Origin of the sequence: Streptomyces ortus (assembly GCF_026341275.1) — a bacterium.
In the GTDB taxonomy this organism is placed as follows: domain Bacteria; phylum Actinomycetota; class Actinomycetes; order Streptomycetales; family Streptomycetaceae; genus Streptomyces; species Streptomyces ortus.
Map to the genome: position 1 here is coordinate 4,464,307 of NZ_JAIFZO010000002.1, position 20,125 is coordinate 4,484,431.

The 20,125-nt window shown below is 72.2% G+C and carries 16 protein-coding genes; 6 read left to right on the plus strand and 10 right to left on the minus strand.

Annotated elements, in window-relative coordinates:
- Nucleotides 1-171: 171 nt before the first annotated feature.
- Nucleotides 172-1,848 carry a VWA domain-containing protein gene (locus K3769_RS23090; protein WP_267028261.1) on the minus strand — a complete coding sequence of 559 codons (1,677 nt, stop codon included), beginning with the start codon at nt 1,846-1,848 and terminating at the stop codon, nt 172-174.
- 238 nt (nt 1,849-2,086) lie between these two features.
- On the opposite strand from K3769_RS23090, the gene K3769_RS23095 reads away from it, so the two are divergent.
- Nucleotides 2,087-4,195, plus strand: coding sequence for a PhoX family protein (locus K3769_RS23095; RefSeq protein ID WP_267028262.1), 2,109 nt, complete (start codon nt 2,087-2,089; stop codon nt 4,193-4,195).
- A gap of 74 nt (nt 4,196-4,269) precedes the next feature.
- On the opposite strand, the gene K3769_RS23100 is transcribed toward K3769_RS23095, so the two are convergent.
- Nucleotides 4,270-5,193: a LysR family transcriptional regulator gene (locus tag K3769_RS23100; protein ID WP_267028263.1), complete on the minus strand. Its 924-nt coding sequence runs from the start codon at nt 5,191-5,193 to the stop codon at nt 4,270-4,272.
- Between the two features lie 185 nt (nt 5,194-5,378).
- On the opposite strand from K3769_RS23100, the gene snpA reads away from it, so the two are divergent.
- Nucleotides 5,379-6,062: a snapalysin gene (snpA, locus tag K3769_RS23105; protein WP_267028264.1), complete on the plus strand. Its 684-nt coding sequence runs from the start codon at nt 5,379-5,381 to the stop codon at nt 6,060-6,062.
- Between the two features lie 166 nt (nt 6,063-6,228).
- On the opposite strand, the gene K3769_RS23110 is transcribed toward snpA, so the two are convergent.
- Nucleotides 6,229-7,335: an endonuclease/exonuclease/phosphatase family protein gene (locus K3769_RS23110; RefSeq protein WP_372515161.1), complete on the minus strand. Its 1,107-nt coding sequence runs from the start codon at nt 7,333-7,335 to the stop codon at nt 6,229-6,231.
- 169 nt (nt 7,336-7,504) lie between these two features.
- A complete protein-coding gene (locus K3769_RS23115) occupies nt 7,505-8,299 on the minus strand; it encodes an alpha/beta fold hydrolase (protein WP_267028266.1) in 795 nt (264 codons plus the stop codon).
- 142 nt (nt 8,300-8,441) lie between these two features.
- Between K3769_RS23115 and K3769_RS23120 the strand changes: the two genes are divergently transcribed.
- Nucleotides 8,442-9,884 (plus strand): aminotransferase-like domain-containing protein, encoded by a 1,443-nt coding sequence (locus tag K3769_RS23120; RefSeq protein ID WP_267028267.1) that lies wholly within the window; start codon nt 8,442-8,444, stop codon nt 9,882-9,884.
- Here K3769_RS23120 and K3769_RS23125 read toward each other — a convergent pair.
- The 4 genes from K3769_RS23125 to K3769_RS23140 all read right to left on the minus strand — a co-directional run bounded on the left by K3769_RS23125 (nt 9,799) and on the right by K3769_RS23140 (nt 13,390).
- Nucleotides 9,799-10,722 (minus strand): hypothetical protein, encoded by a 924-nt coding sequence (locus K3769_RS23125; protein ID WP_267028268.1) that lies wholly within the window; start codon nt 10,720-10,722, stop codon nt 9,799-9,801. The genes K3769_RS23120 and K3769_RS23125 overlap by 86 nt on opposite strands.
- Before the next feature lie 152 nt (nt 10,723-10,874).
- Entirely contained in the window at nt 10,875-11,759 is an 885-nt protein-coding gene (locus tag K3769_RS23130; RefSeq protein WP_267028269.1) for an ABC transporter permease, read from the minus strand.
- Nucleotides 11,756-12,826, minus strand: a complete 1,071-nt coding sequence (locus K3769_RS23135; protein WP_267028270.1) for an ATP-binding cassette domain-containing protein — start codon at nt 12,824-12,826, stop codon at nt 11,756-11,758. The genes K3769_RS23130 and K3769_RS23135 overlap by 4 nt, the downstream gene beginning before the upstream one ends.
- Before the next feature lie 174 nt (nt 12,827-13,000).
- Nucleotides 13,001-13,390: a hypothetical protein gene (locus K3769_RS23140; RefSeq protein WP_267028271.1), complete on the minus strand. Its 390-nt coding sequence runs from the start codon at nt 13,388-13,390 to the stop codon at nt 13,001-13,003.
- Between the two features lie 580 nt (nt 13,391-13,970).
- On the opposite strand from K3769_RS23140, the gene K3769_RS23145 reads away from it, so the two are divergent.
- The 3 genes from K3769_RS23145 to K3769_RS23155 all read left to right on the plus strand — a co-directional run bounded on the left by K3769_RS23145 (nt 13,971) and on the right by K3769_RS23155 (nt 17,476).
- Nucleotides 13,971-15,170: a PP2C family protein-serine/threonine phosphatase gene (locus K3769_RS23145; RefSeq protein ID WP_267028272.1), complete on the plus strand. Its 1,200-nt coding sequence runs from the start codon at nt 13,971-13,973 to the stop codon at nt 15,168-15,170.
- 125 nt (nt 15,171-15,295) lie between these two features.
- Nucleotides 15,296-16,540: a hypothetical protein gene (locus tag K3769_RS23150; RefSeq protein WP_267028273.1), complete on the plus strand. Its 1,245-nt coding sequence runs from the start codon at nt 15,296-15,298 to the stop codon at nt 16,538-16,540.
- Between the two features lie 135 nt (nt 16,541-16,675).
- Nucleotides 16,676-17,476: a mechanosensitive ion channel family protein gene (locus K3769_RS23155; RefSeq protein ID WP_267028274.1), complete on the plus strand. Its 801-nt coding sequence runs from the start codon at nt 16,676-16,678 to the stop codon at nt 17,474-17,476.
- Nucleotides 17,477-17,654: 178 nt separating this feature from the next.
- Here K3769_RS23155 and K3769_RS23160 read toward each other — a convergent pair whose 3' ends face one another.
- Nucleotides 17,655-17,987, minus strand: a complete 333-nt coding sequence (locus K3769_RS23160) for a DUF6401 family natural product biosynthesis protein (protein WP_267028275.1) — start codon at nt 17,985-17,987, stop codon at nt 17,655-17,657.
- 119 nt (nt 17,988-18,106) lie between these two features.
- Nucleotides 18,107-19,450 (minus strand): helix-turn-helix domain-containing protein, encoded by a 1,344-nt coding sequence (locus K3769_RS23165; RefSeq protein ID WP_267028276.1) that lies wholly within the window; start codon nt 19,448-19,450, stop codon nt 18,107-18,109.
- Between the last annotated feature and the right edge of the window lie 675 nt (nt 19,451-20,125).

Sequence of the window (20,125 nt, forward strand, 5' to 3'; positions counted from 1 at the left end):
TGCTCCCGAGTCGCTGCGTGTGGTGACGTCCGGCCGAGTACTGCTTCGGCTTTCGGCCGTCTTACGAACCTTGGATACGAACCTTGAAATCGTAGCCGACATGGGTGGGCCGCCCGCTCCTCGTTTTATGGGACGAGGAGCGGGCGGCCCGGGTGGCCCTGTGGTGTGTGGTTACGGGCGCCAGTTCGCCAGTACGCCCTCGTAGATCTCCGCGTCCGTGAGTTCGCGGGGTGTCGGGCCCGCGTGGAAGAACGCGGTGTTGTCCGACTTCAGCTTGCGGAGGTAGTCGAAGGCCTTGTTGTCCTGCTCGCCGAACGCGACGAAGGAGAAGAAGAGGCCGGGGTGGCTCTTCGCCGCCGCCGTCAGGGCCTGGGTCGCCGGGGTCTTGGCGTCCGGGGCGCCGTCCGTCTGGAAGACGACCAGGCCGGGCTCCGCGGGGGCGCCCGACTTCTCGTGCAGGGCGATCACTTCCGCCACGGCCGCGTGGTAGCTCGTACGGCCCATGCGGCCGAGGCCCGCGTGAAGTTCGTCGATCTTGTTGTCGTGCTCGGCGAGGGTGAGCTCGCCGGTGCCGTCCAGCTCGGTGGAGAAGAAGACGACCTGGACGTTCGCCTCCGGCGTCAGGTGGGCCGCGAGGGCGAGGGTCTGCTCGCCGAGCGCCTGCGCGGAACCGTCCTTGTAGTACGGGCGCATCGACGCGGAGCGGTCGAGGACGAGGTAGACCTTGGCCCGGGCGTCGGTGAGGTCCCGGTTCGCCAGGGCGGTGGCGGCGGCCTTGTAGGCGCTGAGGAGGGCGGGGGCCTGGGAGGCGACCGCGTCCTCGCCGCCACCTGCGGTGGCGGATTCCGCGGTGGCGGGCTCCGCGACGGCGGGTTCGGCTTCGGGTGCCGTTTCGGCCTTGGCTTCGGGGGCCGACGGCTTCTCGGTCTCCGCCGCGACGGGCTCGGTCTCCGCCGCGAGGGGCTCGGGCCCGGACTCCGGCGCAGGCTTCGACTTCGGCTCCGGCTTCGAGTCCGACTTGGGCTTCGAGTCCGACTTCGGCTCCGAGTCGGGCTCAGGTTCCGGGGTGACCTCGGCGGCAGCTGCCTCGGCGGCGGCCTCCGTCTCGGCTGCCTCGGCGGCGGCTACGGCCTCGACCTCGGGCTCCGGCTCGACGACCGGCTCGGCCTCGGGCTCCGGAACGAGCTGGATGACCAGCTCGGGCTCGGCCTCGGCCGCGGCGATGACGACGGGCTCGGGGGCCGGGTCGGGAGTCGGCTCGGCCGCGGTGACGGGCTCGGCCTCCGCCTTCGCGGGCTCGGTGACCTCTTGGGCGACCTCGGCGGCGACCGGCTCGGGCGCCACGACGGGCTCCGGCTCCGCCACCGGCTCGGCCTTCGCGGCAGGCTCCGCCTTCACGACGGGCTCGGCCTTCGCGGCAGGCTTCGTCTCGGCCGCAGCCTCGACGTCGGCCTTGGCGGCAGCCTCAGTCTCGGTCGACGTCTCCGTCGACGCCTCAGCCTTCGCCGCAGGCGCCGTCCCCTGCTTCGGGACCGTGACGTTGTCGAACGCCGCCGAGACCAGGTCGTCCACCGAGGACGCCTTCGGCTCGGTCTTGCGCTCGGTCTTGCGCTCGGTCTTCGGGACGGCCTTGTGCTCGGCCTCGGCTGTGGCCTCGGGCTCCGTGGCCGGTGCGGGGACAGAGACCTCAGGCTCGGCTGCCGCAGGCGTGGGCTCGGGAGCCGTCTCCTGCCGGGCCGCCGGCACGGTCGGCTCGGCGGCGGCAGATGCGGAAGGGACCGCGGCAGCTTCAGCGTCCCCCTTGCGTGACTTTCCGAACGCATTCCGCAGGCGGGTGAGAATGCCCATGTGCGCAACCCTTCGCATGAGTTGGTTCCGTCAATCCCTGGCCAGGACGGACACGTAAGGTTAGCCGCCAGGACCGAAGATCTTTATCGGGCCCAAACACGGACCCGCTTCCCGCACGCCTGTCGGGGTCAAAGCCCTGTTGGCTGGGCCCGGTTCACTCTCCGTTCACCTCGCGTCCGCGCCCTCGCACGCGTGTGCCCCTAGCGTCTCGCCAGACAACAGACATAGGGGAGAGACCGTGCGCAACCTGCTGCCTCTGCTCGGCTCGACGGGTTCACACCCGGGCGGCCGTTCCGAGATGACCTGTCGGTACCGCTGTGGTGACGCCTGCTTCCACCCGGCGCCCAACACCAGCGCCAACGAATACGTCGGCGATGTCATCGCCGGAGCGCTCAGCCGTCGCTCGATGATGCGGGCCGCCGCCGCGGTGACCGTGACCACCGCGGCCGGCGGGGCGCTCGTCGGCGCGGGCGCGGCCCCGGCCGCCGCCCAGCCCGCCGAGGGCGCGGCGGCCACCTTCGGAACCGGCTCGCACGGCTCCCACGGCCCCCACGGCTCGAAGGGCAAGGCCGCCCGCGGCCTGCGCTTCACCCCCGTCGCGCCCAACACCACCGACGCGGTCACCGTCCCCGAGGGCTACGGCCAGAACGTGGTCATCCGCTGGGGCGAGCCCATCCTCCGAGGCGCTCCCGCCTTCGACCCGGACCGGCAGACCGCCAAGGCGCAGGCCGGCCAGTTCGGCTACAACTGCGACTTCCTCGCCCTGCTCCCGCTGCCGGGTGAGCGTGGCCGTCAGCTGCTCGTGGCGAACCACGAGTACACGGACGAGGTCCTGATGTTCAAGGGCTACGACCCCGCGAACCCGACCCGCGAGCAGGCCGAGATCGCCTGGGCCGCGCACGGTCTGGGCGTCGTCGTGGTCGAGGAGGAGCGGAAGACGGGCAGGCTCACCGCCGTGCCCCGCCACCCCCTCAACCGGCGCGTCACCGCGACCACCGAGTTCAAGGTGACCGGTCCCGCGGCTGGATCGAGCCTCCTGAAGACCTCTGCCGACCCGACCGGCAAGAAGGTCCTCGGCACGCTCAACAACTGCTCCGGCGGCGAGACCCCCTGGGGGACGACGCTGCACGGCGAGGAGAACTTCAACCAGTACTTCGCCAACGCGAGCCGCACGACGGACGCCCGCTACGGCATCGGAACCGGCGCCACCGAGCGCAAGTGGGAGCGTTTCGACAAGCGCTTCGACGTCGCCCAGGAGCCGAACGAGGTCCACCGCTTCGGCTACATCGTCGAGCTGGACCCGTACGACCCGACCTCGACGCCCCGCAAGCGGACCGCGCTCGGGCGGTTCAAGCACGAGGGCGCGACGATCCGTCTCACGGACGACGGCCGCCCGGTCGCCTACACCGGCGACGACGAGCGCTTCGACTACATGTACAAGTTCGTCGGCAGCAAGCGGATGCGCCACGGCAGCAGCCGCGCCGCCCGCGAGCACAACCTGACCCTCCTCGACGAGGGCACGCTGTACGTCGCCAAGCTCACCGGCGACTCCCCGGCGATCGAGATCGACGGTACCGGCAAGCTCCCGGCGGACGGCGAGTTCGACGGCGGCGGTACGTGGATCCCGCTGGCCACCGCCACCGCGAAGGGCGCCGTCTCGCACGTCCCCGGCATGACCGCCGAGGAGGTGTACGTCTTCACGCGCCTCGCCGGTGACAAGGTGGGCGCCACGAAGATGGACCGCCCGGAGGACATCCAGCCCTCCCCGCACACCGGCAAGGTGTACGTCGCCCTGACGAACAACACCAACCGCGGTGTCGGCTCCAACGCCAAGGTCGACGAGGCCAACCCGCGCAACGCCAACAAGCACGGGCACGTCCTGGAGCTGACCGAGCGCCGCAACCGCGCCGACGCCACGGCCTTCGCCTGGTCGCTGTTCCTGGTCGCGGGCGACCCGAAGGACCCGGCGACGTACTTCGCGGGCTACCCGAAGGACAAGGTCAGCCAGATCTCCTGCCCGGACAACGTGGCCTTCGACCCGCACGGCAACCTGTGGATCTCCACCGACGGCGCCCAGCTCGGCTCCCACGACGGCCTGTTCGGCGTGGCGACGAAGGGCGAGCGGCGCGGTGAGCTGAAGCAGTTCCTGACCGTGCCGACGGGCGCCGAGACCTGCGGCCCGCTCGTCCAGGACCGCCGTGTCCTGGTGGCGGTGCAGCACCCGGGTGAGATCACCGGGGCGACCGTCGAGAACCCGGCGAGCACCTGGCCCGACGGCCCCGGCAGGATCGTGCGCCCGGCGGTCGTGGCCGTCTGGCGCAAGGACGGCGAGGACATCGGAATGTGAGACGAGTGGGGCGCCCCGCCGACGGTGGGGCGCCCTCCCCATAGGGGCGGTCCCGCACGACCGCGAGCCGTGCGTCACGCGGTGACGAGATTCAGCCACTCCCCATAGCCGGGGGCATCCCGCGCCACCTCCGCGTACGCCTCCCACAGCTCGGGGAACACCAGGTCCAGCTCCCCCTCCGTACGCGCCGCGAGCACCAGCCGGACCCCCAGCGGATCCCCCTGGATCCGCCGCACCGCCATCTCCGGGCGCGGCTGGCACGTCGGCTGGCAGACCGTGACGACCTCGCCGGTCGCGACCAGCGAGGCGGCCGTGTGGTAGTCCCCGTGCAGTACCCGGGGCCGCAGCCCCGCCGCCCGCAGCATGCGGTGCACGGCGTCCCACTCGCCGTCGACCGTCGGATCGACCATCCACCGGTCCCCGGCCAGGTCGGTGAGCCGCACCTCCGTTCGCGCGGCGGCCGGATGGTCGGCCGGCAGGGAGACGAACTGCGGTTCGCGGTCGACCAGGACGCGCAGGGCCAGCCCGTCCGGGACGCGCAGCGGGCTGCCCTCCACCTCGTGCACGAAGGCCACGTCGAGCCGGCCGGCGGCGAGCATGCGCAGCAGGGCGTTCGGGGAGACGTCCATCTGCAGGACCGGTTCGTGCTGGCGGGCGCGCAGCCGGCGCAGCCAGCCCGCGAGGGCGCGGCTCGCGGTGGAGCCGATACGGAGCTGGGGCCCGTCGGCGTCCGTCGCGGCGGCCCGGGCCTCCGCGACCAGTGATCGCATTTCGGCCACCAGCGGGCGGGCGCGGCCCAGGACGACCAGGCCGAGCGGGGTCGGGCGGCAGCCGGTGCGTTCGCGGAGGAAGAGGGGGCCGCCGAGCTCCTGCTCGATGCGTTTGAGCTGGGTGCTCAACGACGGCTGGGCCACGCCGAGCTGCCGGGCGGCCCGGTGCAGGCTGCCGGTGTCGGCTATGGCGCACAGTGCGCGGAGGTGCCTGACCTCTAGGTCCATGCCGCCGGAGCCTAAGGCGGAAGTACGGCTTTCACCAGATGCACAAACCCCGACCAAATCAGGGGAGTCGGGCGATCGGATCCGTACGGATAGCTGCGTCCTATCGCCTGTTGCCATCATCACAGCCGCCCCACAGACGCCGAAACTCCTCGTGACGACTTCACCCCCCACACGAGGAGTCCTCGATGCGACTGTCCACACCCATGCTCTCCGCCGCGCTCGGCCTCGGCCTCACGGCGGCGGCGATCGGTACCGTCCCGGCCTCGGCGGCCCAGGCGCCGGAGCCGGCGTCCAGCGGGTCCGTCACCTCCGCCTCCGTGGCGGGCGCTGGCTACAACGGTTCCGGCGAGGAAGCCAAGGCCAACGAGGCCTTCTTCGAAGCCGTACTGAAGTCCGTGGCCGAGAAGCGCGCCGCGAACCCGACGTCCGCCGCCGCCGTCACCGTGGTCTACAACGCCTCGGCGGCGCCGTCCTTCGCCACCCAGATAGCCCGCAGCACGTCGATCTGGAACAGCTCCGTCTCCAACGTCAAGCTGCAGGCCGGCACCAGCGGCGCCAGCTTCACGTACCGCGAGGGGAACGACTCGCGCGGTTCGTACGCGTCCACGGACGGGCACGGCAGAGGGTACATATTCCTCGACTACCGGCAGAACCAGCAGTACGACTCCACGCGCGTCACCGCCCACGAGACCGGGCACGTGCTCGGACTCCCCGACCACTACTCCGGTCCGTGCAGCGAGCTGATGTCGGGCGGCGGGCCGGGCACGTCCTGCACGAACTCGATCCCCAACAGCGCGGAGCGCTCCCGCGTGAACCAGTTGTGGGCCAACGGGCTCGCGAAGGCCCTGGCGAAGGTCAACCAGGACTGAGCAGGCAGTACTGATCCTGTGTCGGGGCGGTGCGGAGTCGGCGCCGCATCGCCCCGACGCCGGGACCGACAGGTCCCCCTCGGATGTACCACCCACCCCCCACGGACGTGGGCCGCCCCTCCTGCACAGTGGGCGGCCCACGTCGTATGTCCGGGTACGGAGCGCCCTAGGTGCTCTTGCGGAGGACCAGGTCCACGACCAGGGCCCGGTGGTCGGTGTTCCCCAGCTCCAGGAAACGGGTCCTCGTCGCGGTGAAGCCCCGGGACACCAGGACGTGGTCGATCTGCGCGCCGAAGGCCGGAGCCGTCAGGGCGGGCCAGCTCGGGGTGCGGGTGTCGCCGGTGAGGCGGGCGCCGTCCATGAAGCCGGTGTCCAGGATGCGGCGGAAGGCGGCGTGGTCCTGGGTGGCGTTGAAGTCGCCCGCGACGACGGTGGGCCGGCCGATGTTCGCGGCGGCGTAGTCGCGCAGGGCGGCCAGTTCCTCGCGCCAGGTGCCGAGCGTGGACGGCAGCGGCGGCATGGGGTGGGCCAGCTGGAGGTGGATCTCTTGGCCGTCCACGTCGGCGGTGGCGCCGGGCATGCCCATGGTGGCGGGGATGCCCTTCGCGGGCGTGAGGGGATGGCGGCTGAGGATGACGGAACCGTCGGATCCCTCGGAGGTGGCGCTCGCGACGACCTGCCGGTAGGGGTAGACGCCGGTCTTGGCCTTGCCCTTCTCCTTGCCCTTCTCCCTGCTCTTTTCCTTGAGCTTGTCGGCCTTGTCGGCCTTGCTCGCCTTGCCGAAGGCCTGGTCGAGTTTCTTCTCGCAGGTGTCCTCGCACTCCTGGACGAAAACCAGGTCAGGGCGTTGTTCCGAGACCGCCTCGATCAGGCCGTCCGTGGCCTTGCCGAACTCGACGTTCGCGGTGAGGACGCGGATCTCGGCGACCGGGACGCCACCGGGTTCCATCGTCTTGCCGTACGGCTCGATGTACCAGGCGGTCACCGCGAGGGCGGCCACGCCCCAGACGAGGCCGATGCGCCAGTGGGACAGGGCGGCGAAGAGGAGGGCGACGGCGGTGGGGGCGAGGAGCCAGGGGAGGAACGCGAGCAGTTGGGGGACGGGGGTGATGGCGTCCGTGTCGGCCGTGCGGCAGCCGAGGACGACGCTCACGGTGAGGAGGAGGAAGGCCGCGAACCAGGCGCCTGCCCTGGTGTTGCGGGGCCGTCGGGGCGCGGGGGTGTCGTGGTCCCTCGTCCTCGTGCCCGTCTCGGCTGTCGTCGTACTGCGCACGGCCACGCCTTCCACCTCTTCCGCCCCCGCCCACCCCGGTCCATCTGCATGGATCCTCTCTCAAAGACGGGGGGAGTGCGTGCGGGGTTCCGTGGGCGGAGCCCACGGGGGTCGTTCGTGCCGTTCCCCGCGCCCCCGAAGGCAAAGGACTGCGGCGTTCCCCGCGCCCCTAGAGGCGGACTTCGGGGGTGCAGCGGGTCAGTAGTTCCGTCAGGGACTCGTTGAAGGCCGTCGGGCGTTCGAGGTTCGGCATGTGGGCCGCGCCCCGTACGACCCGGAGCACAGCCCCCGGCACGGCCGCGTGCATCGCCTCCGCATCCCGTACGGGGGTGAACTCGTCGTCCTCCCCCACCACCACCAGCGTGGGAACGCCGACCCGGGTCAGCAGTTCCCGGTAGTCGGGCCGCTCCGCCCGCCCCCGCAGGGCCGCCGCGGCCCCCTCCGGCGACGTACCCGTCATCATGCGACGCACCCGCGCCACCACCTCCGGGCGGGCGTACGGCGCGACCATCTTGTACAGGACCTCCTCCGCGTACCCGTCCATCCCCTCGCGGAGCAGCCGCTCGGCCGTCGCGCTCCGCGACTTCCTCCCCTCCGGGGTCTCCGCCGCCGGGAACGTGTCCGCCAGGAGCAGGCCCCGGATCCGTTCCGGGAACAGCCGGTAGCACTCCATGGCGATCTGGCCGCCCATCGACAGTCCCCCGAGGACGAATTCGGGTACCCGGAGTTCGTCGAGGAGGGCCGCCACGTCCTCGGCGAAGACGGAGAGCGGGGTGACTCCGGGGACCACCGGGGACGCGCCGTACCCCCGCAGGTCCGGCGCGATCACCCGGCGGCCGGGGGAGAAGGCGGCCACCTGCGGGTCCCACATCGTGCGGTCGAAGGGGTGGCCGTGGATCAGGACAAGGGGCAGCGCCGAGGCATCCTGCGGGCCTTTGTCCTCGTATGCGAGGAAGGGAGCCATGATCGGACCCTAGATCCCCTCAACTCCTCGGTGCAATAAGGTGCAATGGGATCTTTGCTCTCGGTGCAATCCGGATGAATCCCAGAAGGATGTGTTCCAGAAAGACCAGTTCCAGAAAGACGAGTACCAGAAAGGGGCCGGCGTGGAGGACTACCGGCGTATCGCCGACCGGCTGGCCGAGGAGATCTACTCGGGGCGGCTGAAGGCCGGTGAACGGCTGCCGCCGCAGCGTGTGTTCGCCCGGCGCCGGCACATCGCGGGATCCACGGCCGGGCGCGTGTACGGAGAGCTCGTGCGACGCGGCCTGGTCGTCGGCGAGGTCGGACGCGGCACCTTCGTACGGGCCGCCCCGCCCCCCTCCGGCCGCGCCCTCGCGGAGGCCACCCACGACCAGGACCCCCGGGTGAAGGTCAACCTGGAGCTCAACTACCCGTCCGTACCGGGGCAGTCGGAGCTGATGGCCGACGGACTCGCGCCGCTGCTGCGGGCCGACGTGCTGGGTGACGCCACCCGAACCCTCCCGGCCACCGGGACCGCCGCCGCGCGCGAGGCCGTCGCGGGACTGCTCGCGGGATGCGGGTGGCGGCCCGCGCCCGAGCAGCTCCTCTTCGCCGGGAACGCCCGGCAGGCCATCGCGGGCGTGCTCGCCTCGCTCGTACGGCCCGGCGGGCGGGTCGGCGTGGAGGCGCTGACGTATCCGCTGGTCAAGGAGATCGCGGAGCGGATCGGCTGCACGCTCGTGCCGCTCGCCACGGACGAGGAGGGACTGCGGCCCGACGCCGTCGCCGCCGCCCACCGCACCGCGCCGCTCTCCGCGCTCTACGTCCAGCCGACGCTGCACAATCCGACCGGGGTGACGGCGGGAGACCGGAGAAAGCGTGAACTCGCCGTAGTCGTACGGGACTTGGGGCTGCCCGTCGTCGAGGACCGGGTCTGGGCCTTCCTCCACGAACAGGGCGTGCCGTTCGCCGCGTACGCCCCCGAGCGCGTCCATGTCGTCGACGGACTGTCGAAGCGGGTCGCGCCAGGACTGACCGTCGGTTTCCTCGTCGTGCCCGAGGAACGGGTCGCGGCGGTGGGCGCGGCCCTGCGGTCGGGCGGCTGGACGGCGGGGCGGTTCGCGCTGGAGGCGGGCACGCGGTGGATCCGGGACGGGACCGTCGAGCGGCTCGTCGGCAGGAAGCGGGTCGACGCGGCCCGGCGCCAGCGGGTCGTCGCGGAACTGCTCGACACGTTCACGGTACGGGCCGACCCGAACGCGTATCACGCCTGGTGGGAGCTGCCCGCGCCCTGGCGCGCCGACACCTTCACGGCTGCCGCCGCCGCACGCGGCATTGCGGTCACCCCGGGTCCCGCCTTCGTCGTGGAGCACGCGGGCCAGCCGGGCCAGCCGGGCCAGCCGGGACGGTCGGAACGGTCGGAACGGTCGGGTCAGGCAGGACCTCCGGGGCGGACGAGGTACGTGGGATACGCGAGGTCGCAGGGCGCGCCGGACGCCGTCAGGCTCGGGCTCGCGTCGGTTCCGGTACCGGCGCTGGAGCAGGCGCTGCGGACGCTGCGCGACGTCGCGCGCGGGCGTCCGTGAGCCAGGTCGCCAGCGCCACCGTGAGGCCGAGGGCGAGGATGAACCAGGCCGCCGTGCGCAGGGTCTCGGTGAGGGCGTCGTAGACCGCGCCCGCCGCGGCGTGGGAGACGTGCTCGGGCAGGCCCGCGAGGGTCAGGGCCCGGCCGACGACCGTGGCGAGGGCCAGCAGGGCGGCGCCCAGGGCCATGCCGAGCGCGGTGGCGGTGACGGCACGGCGGCGGCGTACGGCCAGCAGGATGCCGCCGAGGGCCAGGGCGACCGCCGCCAGCGGCAGCCAGAAGCCCGCGATCTCCAGCATGGGGAAGCCTTTCCGCAGGGAGCTCAGCTCCTGGGCGCCGAGGACCGTGACCTCGGTGTGCTCGACGGGGATGCGGTTCGCCAACGGCACGCGGTCGTCGGCCAGTTGCGCCTTGAGGCGGGCGGTGACCGGAGCCAGGTCGAGCGTGACGGCACCCTCGCTGTCGCTGCGCAGGGCCCGCAGGACGGCGTCGTGCGCGGCCCGGTTCGCCGTGGCCCAGGCCGCGCGGAAGGCCTCCGTACCGGTGAAGGACCGCACCGCCCGGTGGACGTACGCGCGGACCTCCCCCTCCAGCGGGCCGACCTCGACCTCGCTCATGATCCCGTCCGTGACGGTGTCCGCGATCGCGTCCTGGACGTCGGGGCCCGCGGCGAGCGGCGCCATCGTGTCGACGTACCGGGCGGTGTCGCCGATCTCGTACTTCGCCCAGGCCGAGAGCCCGCCCAGCGGGACGAGGACGCAGGCGAGCACGATCAGCAGCGCCGAGAGGACTCCGCGCAGCGCCGACGGGTCGGTGTCAGGGCCTGTGTCTTTCCGCACCCCTCAAGGAAGAACCCCGGCCGCGCCCTCCGCCATCGGGGCACGGCCGGGGTGACTGCATCCGGACGCGGATTGCGTTCTTCCGGGGGACCCGGGGGCCCGGAGGGCTTCCGGGAAGCCCTGGAAGCCCGGGGGCCTGAGGGGCCGGGGGATTACTTCCGGTTGTAGAGGCGCATCGTGATCGGGCCGAAGACCGCGACCAGTACCCCGGCCCAGCCCAGTGACCAGGCGATCTCGGTGGTCGGCCAGGAACCGTCCATCAGACCGCGGACCGCCGAGGCGAGGTGGGTGACGGGGTTGTTGTTGACGAAGGCCTGCAACCAGCCCGGCATCGTCTCCGGGCGGACGAAGATGTCACTGAGGAAGGTCAGCGGGAACAGGATCATCATGCTCATCCCCATCACGGACTTCTCCGTGCGCAGCAGCAGACCGAACATCGTCCACACCCACGAGAAGGCGAACGAGAAGACGATCAGGAGGACGACGCCCGCCACCACTCCCTGGACGCCGCCGGCCGGCCGGAAGCCCATGATCAGGCCCACCGCGAGCATCACGACCGACGCGATCGTGTAGCGCAGGGCGTCCCCGAGCAGATAGCCGACCAGCGTCGACGGGCGCCAGATGGGCAGCGAGCGGAACCGGTCGAAGACGCCCTTCGCGATGTCGATGTTGACCGAGACGCCCGTGTACATCGTGATCATGACGACCGACATCACGAGGATGCCGGGGAGCAGGTACTGGATGTACTCCTCGGGGGAACCGGCGAGCGCGCCCCCGAACAGGTACGTGTACATCAGCACCATCATGATCGGGAACGCCGTCACGTCGAAGAGCTGCTCCGGCACGTGCTTGATCTTGAGGATCGCCCGCCAGCCGAAGGTGAGGGAGGCCTGGAGGGCGTTCGGGCGCGGCGGGCGCTCGCCGGCGACCAGGATCGCGGCGAGGCTCTCGGTGCGGACCGGCGCGAGGTCCGCGGCGTCCGCGGTTGCGGTGCCGGTGCCGGTTCCGGTGCCGGAGGACTGGGTCGCGGTGCTCATGCCGTGGCCTCTTTCTTCAGCGTCGGCTGGGGTTCGGACCGGCTGTCGTGCCGGTCGTCAGGCCGGTCGTCGTGTCGGCCTTCGTGCTCGCCGGTGAGGGCGAGGAAGACCTCGTCCAGGCTCGGCTGCCCGAGGGAGAAGTTGTCGACGGTGATGCCCGCGCGGGCGAGCTCGGCAAGGGCGCGGGACGCCTTCTCGGCGGCTGCGGCGCCGTCCGGCGAGCCGTTGCCGACCCGGGCCGTCAGGGCCACGGGGTCCGGTTCCAGCTGGACGTCCGTGCCCAGGGCCTGCCGCAGCACCCGTTCGGCGTCGGGGCGGCGGTCCGCGTCCCGCAGGCGCAGGTGCACGGCGCCCGCGCCCACCGACGCCTTCAGCTCGCCCTTGGTGCCCTCGGCGATGACCCTGCCCTTGTCGATGACGGCGATCCGGGACGCCAACTGGTCGGCCTCGTCGAGGTACTGGGTGGTGAGGAGGACCGTGGTGCCCTGCGCGACGACCGCCCGCACGATCTCCCACACCTGGTTACGGCTGCGCGGGTCGAGCCCCGTCGTCGGCTCGTCCAGGAACAGCAGGTCCGGGGTGTTGAGGATGGACGCGGCGATGTCGATACGGCGCCGCATGCCGCCCGAGTAGTTCTTCACCTGCCGGCCGGCCGCCTCCGACAGGCCGAAGGCGTCGAGGAGTTGGGCCGCGCGGTCGTACGAGGCCTTCTTGGCGTGGCCGGTCAGGCGGGCCAGCAGCACGAGGTTCTCGGTGCCGGTCAGGTCCTCGTCCACGGAGGCGTACTGGCCGGTGAGGCTCACCCGGCCGCGGACCGCGTCCGCCTCCCGTACGACGTCATGGCCGAAGACGTGGGCCTCGCCGCCGTCGGGACGCAGCAGGGTCGCCAGCATGCGTACGGTCGTGGTCTTGCCCGCGCCGTTCGGGCCGAGCAGGCCGTAGACCGTGCCCCGCTCGATCCGCAGGTCCACGCCGTCGACGGCGCGGGTGTCGCCGAAGGTCTTCACCAGGCCCGCGGTCTCGATGGCGGGCCCGGCCCATTGGTCGGTGCGGTTGCTGCTTGTCATGTCGGTCCGCCCATCCGCGTCATTCCGGTGACTGATCCTGTGGCTGGTTCCGTAACTGGTTCCGGAATGCAGACCCCTGGGGTCGCGGAAACTCATCGGTGACCGTGGTGCTCCCAACAGAACGGGGCCCCGGCGTGCGGCCGGGGCCCGTCGTGATGGGTACTGACCTCGGTCTCAGTCCTCGGTGGTGTAGTAGCGGTAGAAGACGACCGCGAGGACGCCCGCCGTGATCACGAGGGACAGGCACACGGTCTTGACGACGCCGGCGTCCGTGAGGCTGTAGATGAAACCGAACGAGATGCCCGCGAACGCCGCCCAGGTGGCCGCGCGCAGTTCGCGCGGCAGGCGGGGGGCGAGGGCGTGGACGCCGTAGGCCGCCGCGGCGAACGCGAGGGCCGAGACCACGCCCAGGAGGACGTTCCAGCCGGTGATCGGGCCCGCGTGGCGGTCTATGCCGGAGGTCCAGAGGCCGTAGACGATGCCGGCGAGGGCGGGCAGTACGAGTTTCGCCTTCAGCGGGATGGTGGGGTGGTGGGTGGTCCTTGCGGGTGCCGTGTGAGCCATGACGGCGCTCCTCTCTTCCTCGCGCCCTTGCCTTCCAGGGCACACCTGGGGGGTGGGGACGGCAAGTCGTACGGTTCGGCGGAGCTGGTTGCGCCGTTCCCCGCGCCCCGGAGGAGGGGAAGGGTTGCGCCGCTCCCGCGCCCTGGGAGGGCCAAGGGACTGCGCCGTTCCCCGCGCCCCTAAAGACAAAGACTGCGCCGTTCCCCGCGCCCCTGAGGGTGGAAGGGTCGCGCGTTTCCCGCACTTCGGGAGGGGCGAAGGATTGCGCCGTTCCCCGCGCCCCTAAAGACAAAAGACTGCGCCGTTCCCCGCGCCCCTTGGGGGCTGCGACCAGGGGCAAAAGCCGGGGCGTAGCCCCGCTTTTGAGGGGCGCGGGGAACTGCGCGGCCGGCACTGGTCGGCCTGGGCTTGTGAGCCCCGTCAGGTTTTCGCTCTCAAGGGGCGCGGGGAACTGCGCGGCCGGCACTGGTCGGCCTGGACCGTAAACGGCGGTCAGTTGTCGTCCCGCAGAGGGTGGGGGGAGCCACCGAGGTGGACGCCCCGGCGTGCGGCGGGGCCGCGTGCGTGTTTCGCTGGGCGGGTGAGCGGCGGCGCGGAGCGCAGAACCCGGGCCCAGCGGCAGCAACTGCTCCGCGTGCGCGGACGCAGCGTCGCCTGGGCACCCCCACTGCTCCTCCTCGTCGCGATCGCCGTGATCGACAGCAACACCTCGGGCGAGTTCAGGGTCATCTCCTGGATCGTCCTCGTCCCCGGCATCGCCGCGGCCATCTGCGGAGTCAGAGGCACCGCCGTCCTCGCCGCCCTCGCCCTCGTCACCTACATCGAGGTGGACGCCGCCTGGCCGCACCAGGACCAGACCGGCCTGCCCGACTTCATCCTCGTCGCCGTGGGCGGCGCCCTCGCCACCACCGCCTGTGCCGTACGCGTCCGGGAGGAGCGGCGCGCGCTGCACATGCGGGACGTCGCCGACACCACCCGCCGTACCGTCCTGCGCCCGATGCCCACCCCCTGGGCCGGCCTGGACCACGCCGCCGCCTACCTCGCCGCCGACAGCGAGGCCCGCGTCGGCGGCGACTTCTACGACATCCAGCCCGGCCCGCACGGCACCCGCGTCCTCCTGGGCGACGTCCAGGGCAAGGGCCTGCCCGCGGTCGACGCCGCCGCCGCGCTGCTCGGCACCTTCCGCGAGTCCGCGTACCACGAGGCGTCCCTGGCCGTCGTCGCCGAACGGCTGGAGGTGCGGATGCGCCGCCAGCGGCAGTACGTCGCGGACCTGGGCGAGGAACCGGCCCGCGGCGTGGAACGCTTCGCGACCGCGGTCCTCGTCGGGTTCCCGCCGCCGGGCGCTGCCGGCGACGGGTACATCGAGGTCGTCAACTTCGGGCACGAACCCCCGCTGGTGGCCGGAACGTCCGGCGTGCGCCCGCTGCCGCCCGGCGACGGTCTGCCGCTCGGCTTCGGCGGGCTGGCCGGCCCGTCCTCGGACGTCCCGCCGGTCCACCGGGTGCCCTTCGCCCCCGACGAGACCCTGCTGCTCGTCACGGACGGCGTGACCGAGGCCCGGGACGCCGAGGGGGCCTTCTTCCCGCTGCACGAACGCGTCGCCCTGGCCGTCTCCGTCGACCCCGCCGCCGCCCATCCGGGCCACCTGGTGGAACTGGTCCGCGAAGGTACCCTGCGCCACAGCACGGGCCACCTGGTGGACGACACGACGATCTTCGCCGTCCGGCCGGTCCCCCCGGCCCACCAGGTCCACCAGGTCCGCCCGGCCCGTGAGTGAGCCGGAGGTCGAACAAAACGCCACCACCCACCCTCTATCACCCCCTTCACAACCCCCTTTGCACCCGCACCGGTTACCGTGCTGCCGTACTGATCGAAGGGGAAGCGATGGGGAGGGACACGGCGATGCCCGGAACCGTACTGCTGATCGCGGCGTCACCGGCCGGCAAGGGCTGCCTCGTCGACGCCGCGTCCGTGCTCCCCGTACTCGCCGCTGTGGCCCCCGCGGTGCTCTCCGGCACGGACACCGCGAACGTGGTCGAACTCGCGGATCCCCTCCAGCCGCAGGCGGTCCTGACCCGGCTGCGGGCCGCCGCGACGGCCCCCGGCCCGCTGACGGTCTTCCTCACCGGGCAGCTCCAACTGGACCGCAGGCAGCGGCGTCCGCATCTGGCGCTCGCCAGGACGACCCCCGCGACCGTCCGCTACACCGGCTTCCCGTGGCACTGGATCCGTGAGGAACTCCGCCTGCGCGCCCCGGGCAGTACGACCCTCCTCGTCGACCTGCACACCGACGCGGAGACCTGGCAGCAACTGACCGCGCAGCCCCTCGCCGGGGGTGCAGGGGTCGCGCTGTACGGCCGCGTGGCCCCGCCTCCCCCGCGACGCGCGGTGGCGGTGCCCACGTACATGAAGTCCCTGGCCACGATCCTGCGCAGCGGTCACCGTCCGCCGCTCGCGCAGCTCCACCAGCAGGCGCTGACCCGCTCGTACGCCGAGGACCCGGACTCCGCCCACCGGGACCTCGTACTCGCGGTCGAACCCGGCTACCAGGCCGGCGCGCCGGTGCCCATGCCGATGCCGATGCCGATGCCGACGGCGATGCACATGCCCGCCACGGCCCCCGGTTACGCGGTGGCACCGGCCCCGGTCCCGGTACCGGCCCCCGCACCCACGCCCGTGGCGGCTCCCGTGGCGGCTCACCTGGCGGCTCCCGTGCCCGACCCGGTGGACCCGCACGCCGAGATCACCGCCGCCGTGCAGAGCGGTCGGCACGCCGAGGCCGCCGATCTGGCCGAGCGGTGGGAGCGGACGGCGCTGCGGACGTACGGGCCGGGCGCCGACGAGGTCGTGCACTGGATGGAGGTACGCGCGGACCTGGCCATGTTCGCGGGCGACGCCGAGCTGAGCTGCCGGATCTGGCTGGCGGTGGCCGACGCGCGGCTGACCGCGGGGCAGCCCCCGGACGCGGCCGGGGTCGAGGCGGCCGTCGACCGGGCGCACCACCAGTGGGGCCGGATCGGCGACTCGACGCGCGCCCGTGAGCTGGGGCTCGCGCTGGCCGGTCTGCGCGGCCGGGTCCCCGGGCGCCGGCAGGGCGCGCTGGACGACATCCGGCGCAACCTCAGCCGCCTCCAGACACAGACCTGACCCGAGATACCCGAGACGGCGGCGCCCGGTCCGGTGGCCGCGTGTCACCCGTATGGCGGTGTTCAGCGCGGTCGTGGCCGGGTGGCACTGCTATCCACGAGGGAGGGGGACGACACCCACCGAAGGAAGTGCGGCATGGCAGGCACGCTCGCCATCAACTTCACCCAGGGGCTCGACGACGCCTGGTCGAAGATCGCGACATTCGTCCCCAAACTCATCGGGTTCCTCGTCATCCTGGTGATCGGCTGGGTCATCTCGAAGATGATCGCCCGCGTCCTTGACCGGGTCCTGCGCAAGGTGGGCTCCGAGCGCCTGTCGGAGCGGGCGGGCACGGAACGGCTGCTCAGCGACTCCAAGTACGACATGACGGGGATCGTCTGCAAGATCGTGTACTACGCGCTGATGCTGATCACACTGCAGCTCGCGCTCGGCGTCTTCGGCGCCAACCCCGTCAGCGAGATGATCAACGGAATCGTGGCCTGGCTGCCGCGCGGCATCGTCGCCGTGGTCCTCGTGGTGATCGCGATGGCCATCGCCAACGGGGTCCGCACGATCGTGGGCAGCGCGCTGTCCTCCGTCTCCTACGGGAAGACGGTGGCGACCATGCTGTGGGCCTGCATCCTCGCGCTGGGCGTGATCGCGGCGCTCGGCCAGGCGGGCATCGCGACGGCGGTCACCCAGCCGGTCCTGTACGCGGCACTCGCGGCCGTGGCGGGCATCCTGATCGTCGGTGTCGGCGGCGGCATGATCATGCCGATGCGGCAGCGGTGGGAGCGGTGGCTGGACACGGCCGAGCGGGAGTCGGCGAACGCGAAGGGGAGCATGTCGGCGTACCAGTCGGGCCGCGAGGACGCCCTGCGCGGGCAGCCGGCGCGTGAGCGGACGGAGCGGGCGGGGGGCCGGGACGCCGGCTCTGGTTCGACCATGGACATGTGACGCGCCGGTGCCTCAATCGCGGGGCGGTCGAGGTTGGCCGCGCAGTTCCCCGCGCCCCTGAAAGATGAAAGGCAGGGGCGCGGCCCCGCTTTCCAGGGGCGCGGGGAACTGCGCGCTCAGCCCTCACGGCCCGCACCCGTGCACCCACCCCCGCACGAGTGCCGGCCCGCCCCCACGCCTAGTGGTCGCGCTGGGGCGGGATCAGCGCGTGGCGGTGGACCAGCCACGTGATCGCCGTCAGACGGCACACCGCGTAGTCGTGACCCACCGGCTCCCGCCAGTCCGTCTCCGCGAGCCCGTCCAGGAAGCCGAGTGCGTAGTCCGTGAGGATCTCGCGGTCCGGCGCGAGCGGGACCAGACCGGGGCCCGCCGCCGTCAGCCGGTCACGCAACTCCGCCACGTGCTGGTCCACCGCCGCCGTGAACGCCGGCTCGAACGCGAACTCCGCGAAGCGCGGCGCGTACGTGCGGGTGATCTCGACGAGGGGAGTCAGGGGGACGGCGGATGACATTCGTCCACGGTAAGGCGGCCGGCGCGATGCCAGGAGGGGTATTTCGGATGGTTTCCATCACATCATGCCGCCCCGCCGCCGTGCCGCCCCGCCGCCCCGCCGCCGTGCCGCCCTGTCGGTCAGAGGGGTGGGTGGGCCGGCGCCGGGCCCAGTGTCGTCGTGCCGGGGGCCGTCCGGTGCCCGAGCCCCGTCCGGTACGCGTCCAGCGCCGCGTCGATCCGGCCCGTACGCCGCAGCAGGTCGCCGAGTAGGCGGCACAGGTCGGCCAGGTCACCGGCCGCGCCCGCCCGCTCCAGCAGGCTGAGCGCGCGCACGTAGTGCTCCTCGGCCGTCTCGGTGTCCCGGCTGTCCTCCGCGATGATGCCGAGCAGCCGGTGCGCGCCCGCGGAGTGGACGGCCCCGCGCTCCGAGCTGAGGTCGCCCAGCACGCCGTGCAGGAGGCTCGCGGCCTCCTCCGACTTGCCGCGCCGGTGGAGCACGTCCGCCAGTTCCACCGCGACCTGGCTGGTGTAGAGCGCGGCGCGCTGGGCGGAGTGCATGGCCTGCGCCTCGCGCAACTCGCTCTCGGCGCGCTCCAGGTCGCCGTTCTGCGCGTACAAGTACCCGCGCATCCAGTGGCAGTTGGCCAGTTCGGTACGGATCTGGAGCTGCCGGTACAGCTCCGCCGCCTTGCCCAGGGAGATGTCGGCCTCGGCCATCCGTCCCTCGGCGATCATCGTGCGGGCGACGGACCGGTGCATACGCGCCAGCAGCGCGGGATCGCCGACCTGCGGGGCCAGTGCGAGCGCGAACTCCGCCGCCTGCGCAGCCCGTGCGTGCGCCCCCATGTCCATGTACGGCGCGATCACCGCCGCGTAGAGCAGCAGCAGGGCGTCCGGGTCGTGCAGCCCGCCCTTGTTCAGCTCGTCGATGGCGGATTCCAGCAGGTAGCAGGCGTACCGGAGTTCGCCCGCGAGGTAGTGCGAGACCGCACGGCCGCGCAGGGCCGGGACGCGGACGGGCAGCGGTTCGTCCGCGAGCCGTTTCTCCGACTCCTCGAAACGCAGCCGGGCCGTCGCCAGGTCGCCGGTGTCCATGGCGCACTCGCCGAGGCCGAGCAGGGCGGCGGCGCACTCGGCGTCCAGGCCGTGGGCCTGCGCCTCCGCGAGCAGCGCGGTGTACTGCTCGGCGGCGATCCCCGCCTCGCCGGTCGCGAGCGTGCGCTGGGCGTCCGTGAGCCTCAGCCGCAGGTCGGTGGCGAGGTGGGCGGGGCGCCCGGTGGCGAGTTCCTCGTAGGCGACCCCGAGCCGTTCGGCGATGTGCCGCAGCGCCTCCTCCGAGGGCCGTACGCGTCCTGCCTCCAGCGTGGAGACGTACGCGGGGGTGTAGGCGGGTTCCGCCAGTTGTTTCTGTGTCAGCCCGCGTTCCGTACGCAGTTGCTGCACTCTGCGCCCGATGATTCCCGGGTCGTCGCGCTCGGCCATGGCGTAAGCATGCCAGTAAGCGGACTTACACCTGTCCCCTATCCAACTTCCTGTTGAAACGGTCAAGTTAAGTCTTGCGGGCAGGCCGCCGATCGGCTCAATGCGGCCCTTGCCCCGGAGGCGAACACGCCCTAGGTTAAGCGGCGCATTAAGCGCACGATGAAGCACATTTAATACGCTGGCCTACGTTGACGTTGCGAGGTTGTCGCCGTGTTCCGACGCATTGCCACGCGCTACCTTCCGGCTCGTTTCATCGCGGCGTTCGGCGCGGCCGTGATCGCCTTCGCCGCACTCATCAGCGCCGCGAACGCAGTCCCCCACTAGGGCGCTTCTGACGGATCTCCGCGGCGTCGCGACGCCCGGCACGCTCCCCCAGCCTCCGGCCGGGGGGACCCCCACTCGCCGCACCGGGCACAGACCCAAGTACGTCCAGTACGCGGGCCTGTGCCCGGCACGACGAGAGCACGCACCGGACGCCGCTCCTTCACCCACCGAGATCCATCAGAAACGCCCTAGCTCCTGCCCGAACATCCCGCCCCGGCCCCCAGCCCGAAGCCGCCGACCGGGGACCCCCTCGGACCCGTACGACAGGCGATGAACCGTCGAGCCGCGCCGCCGACCTGCCGCATGCGTGATGCAAGTCGTCCGATCGGGGTCGATATCCCTGATTCCGGC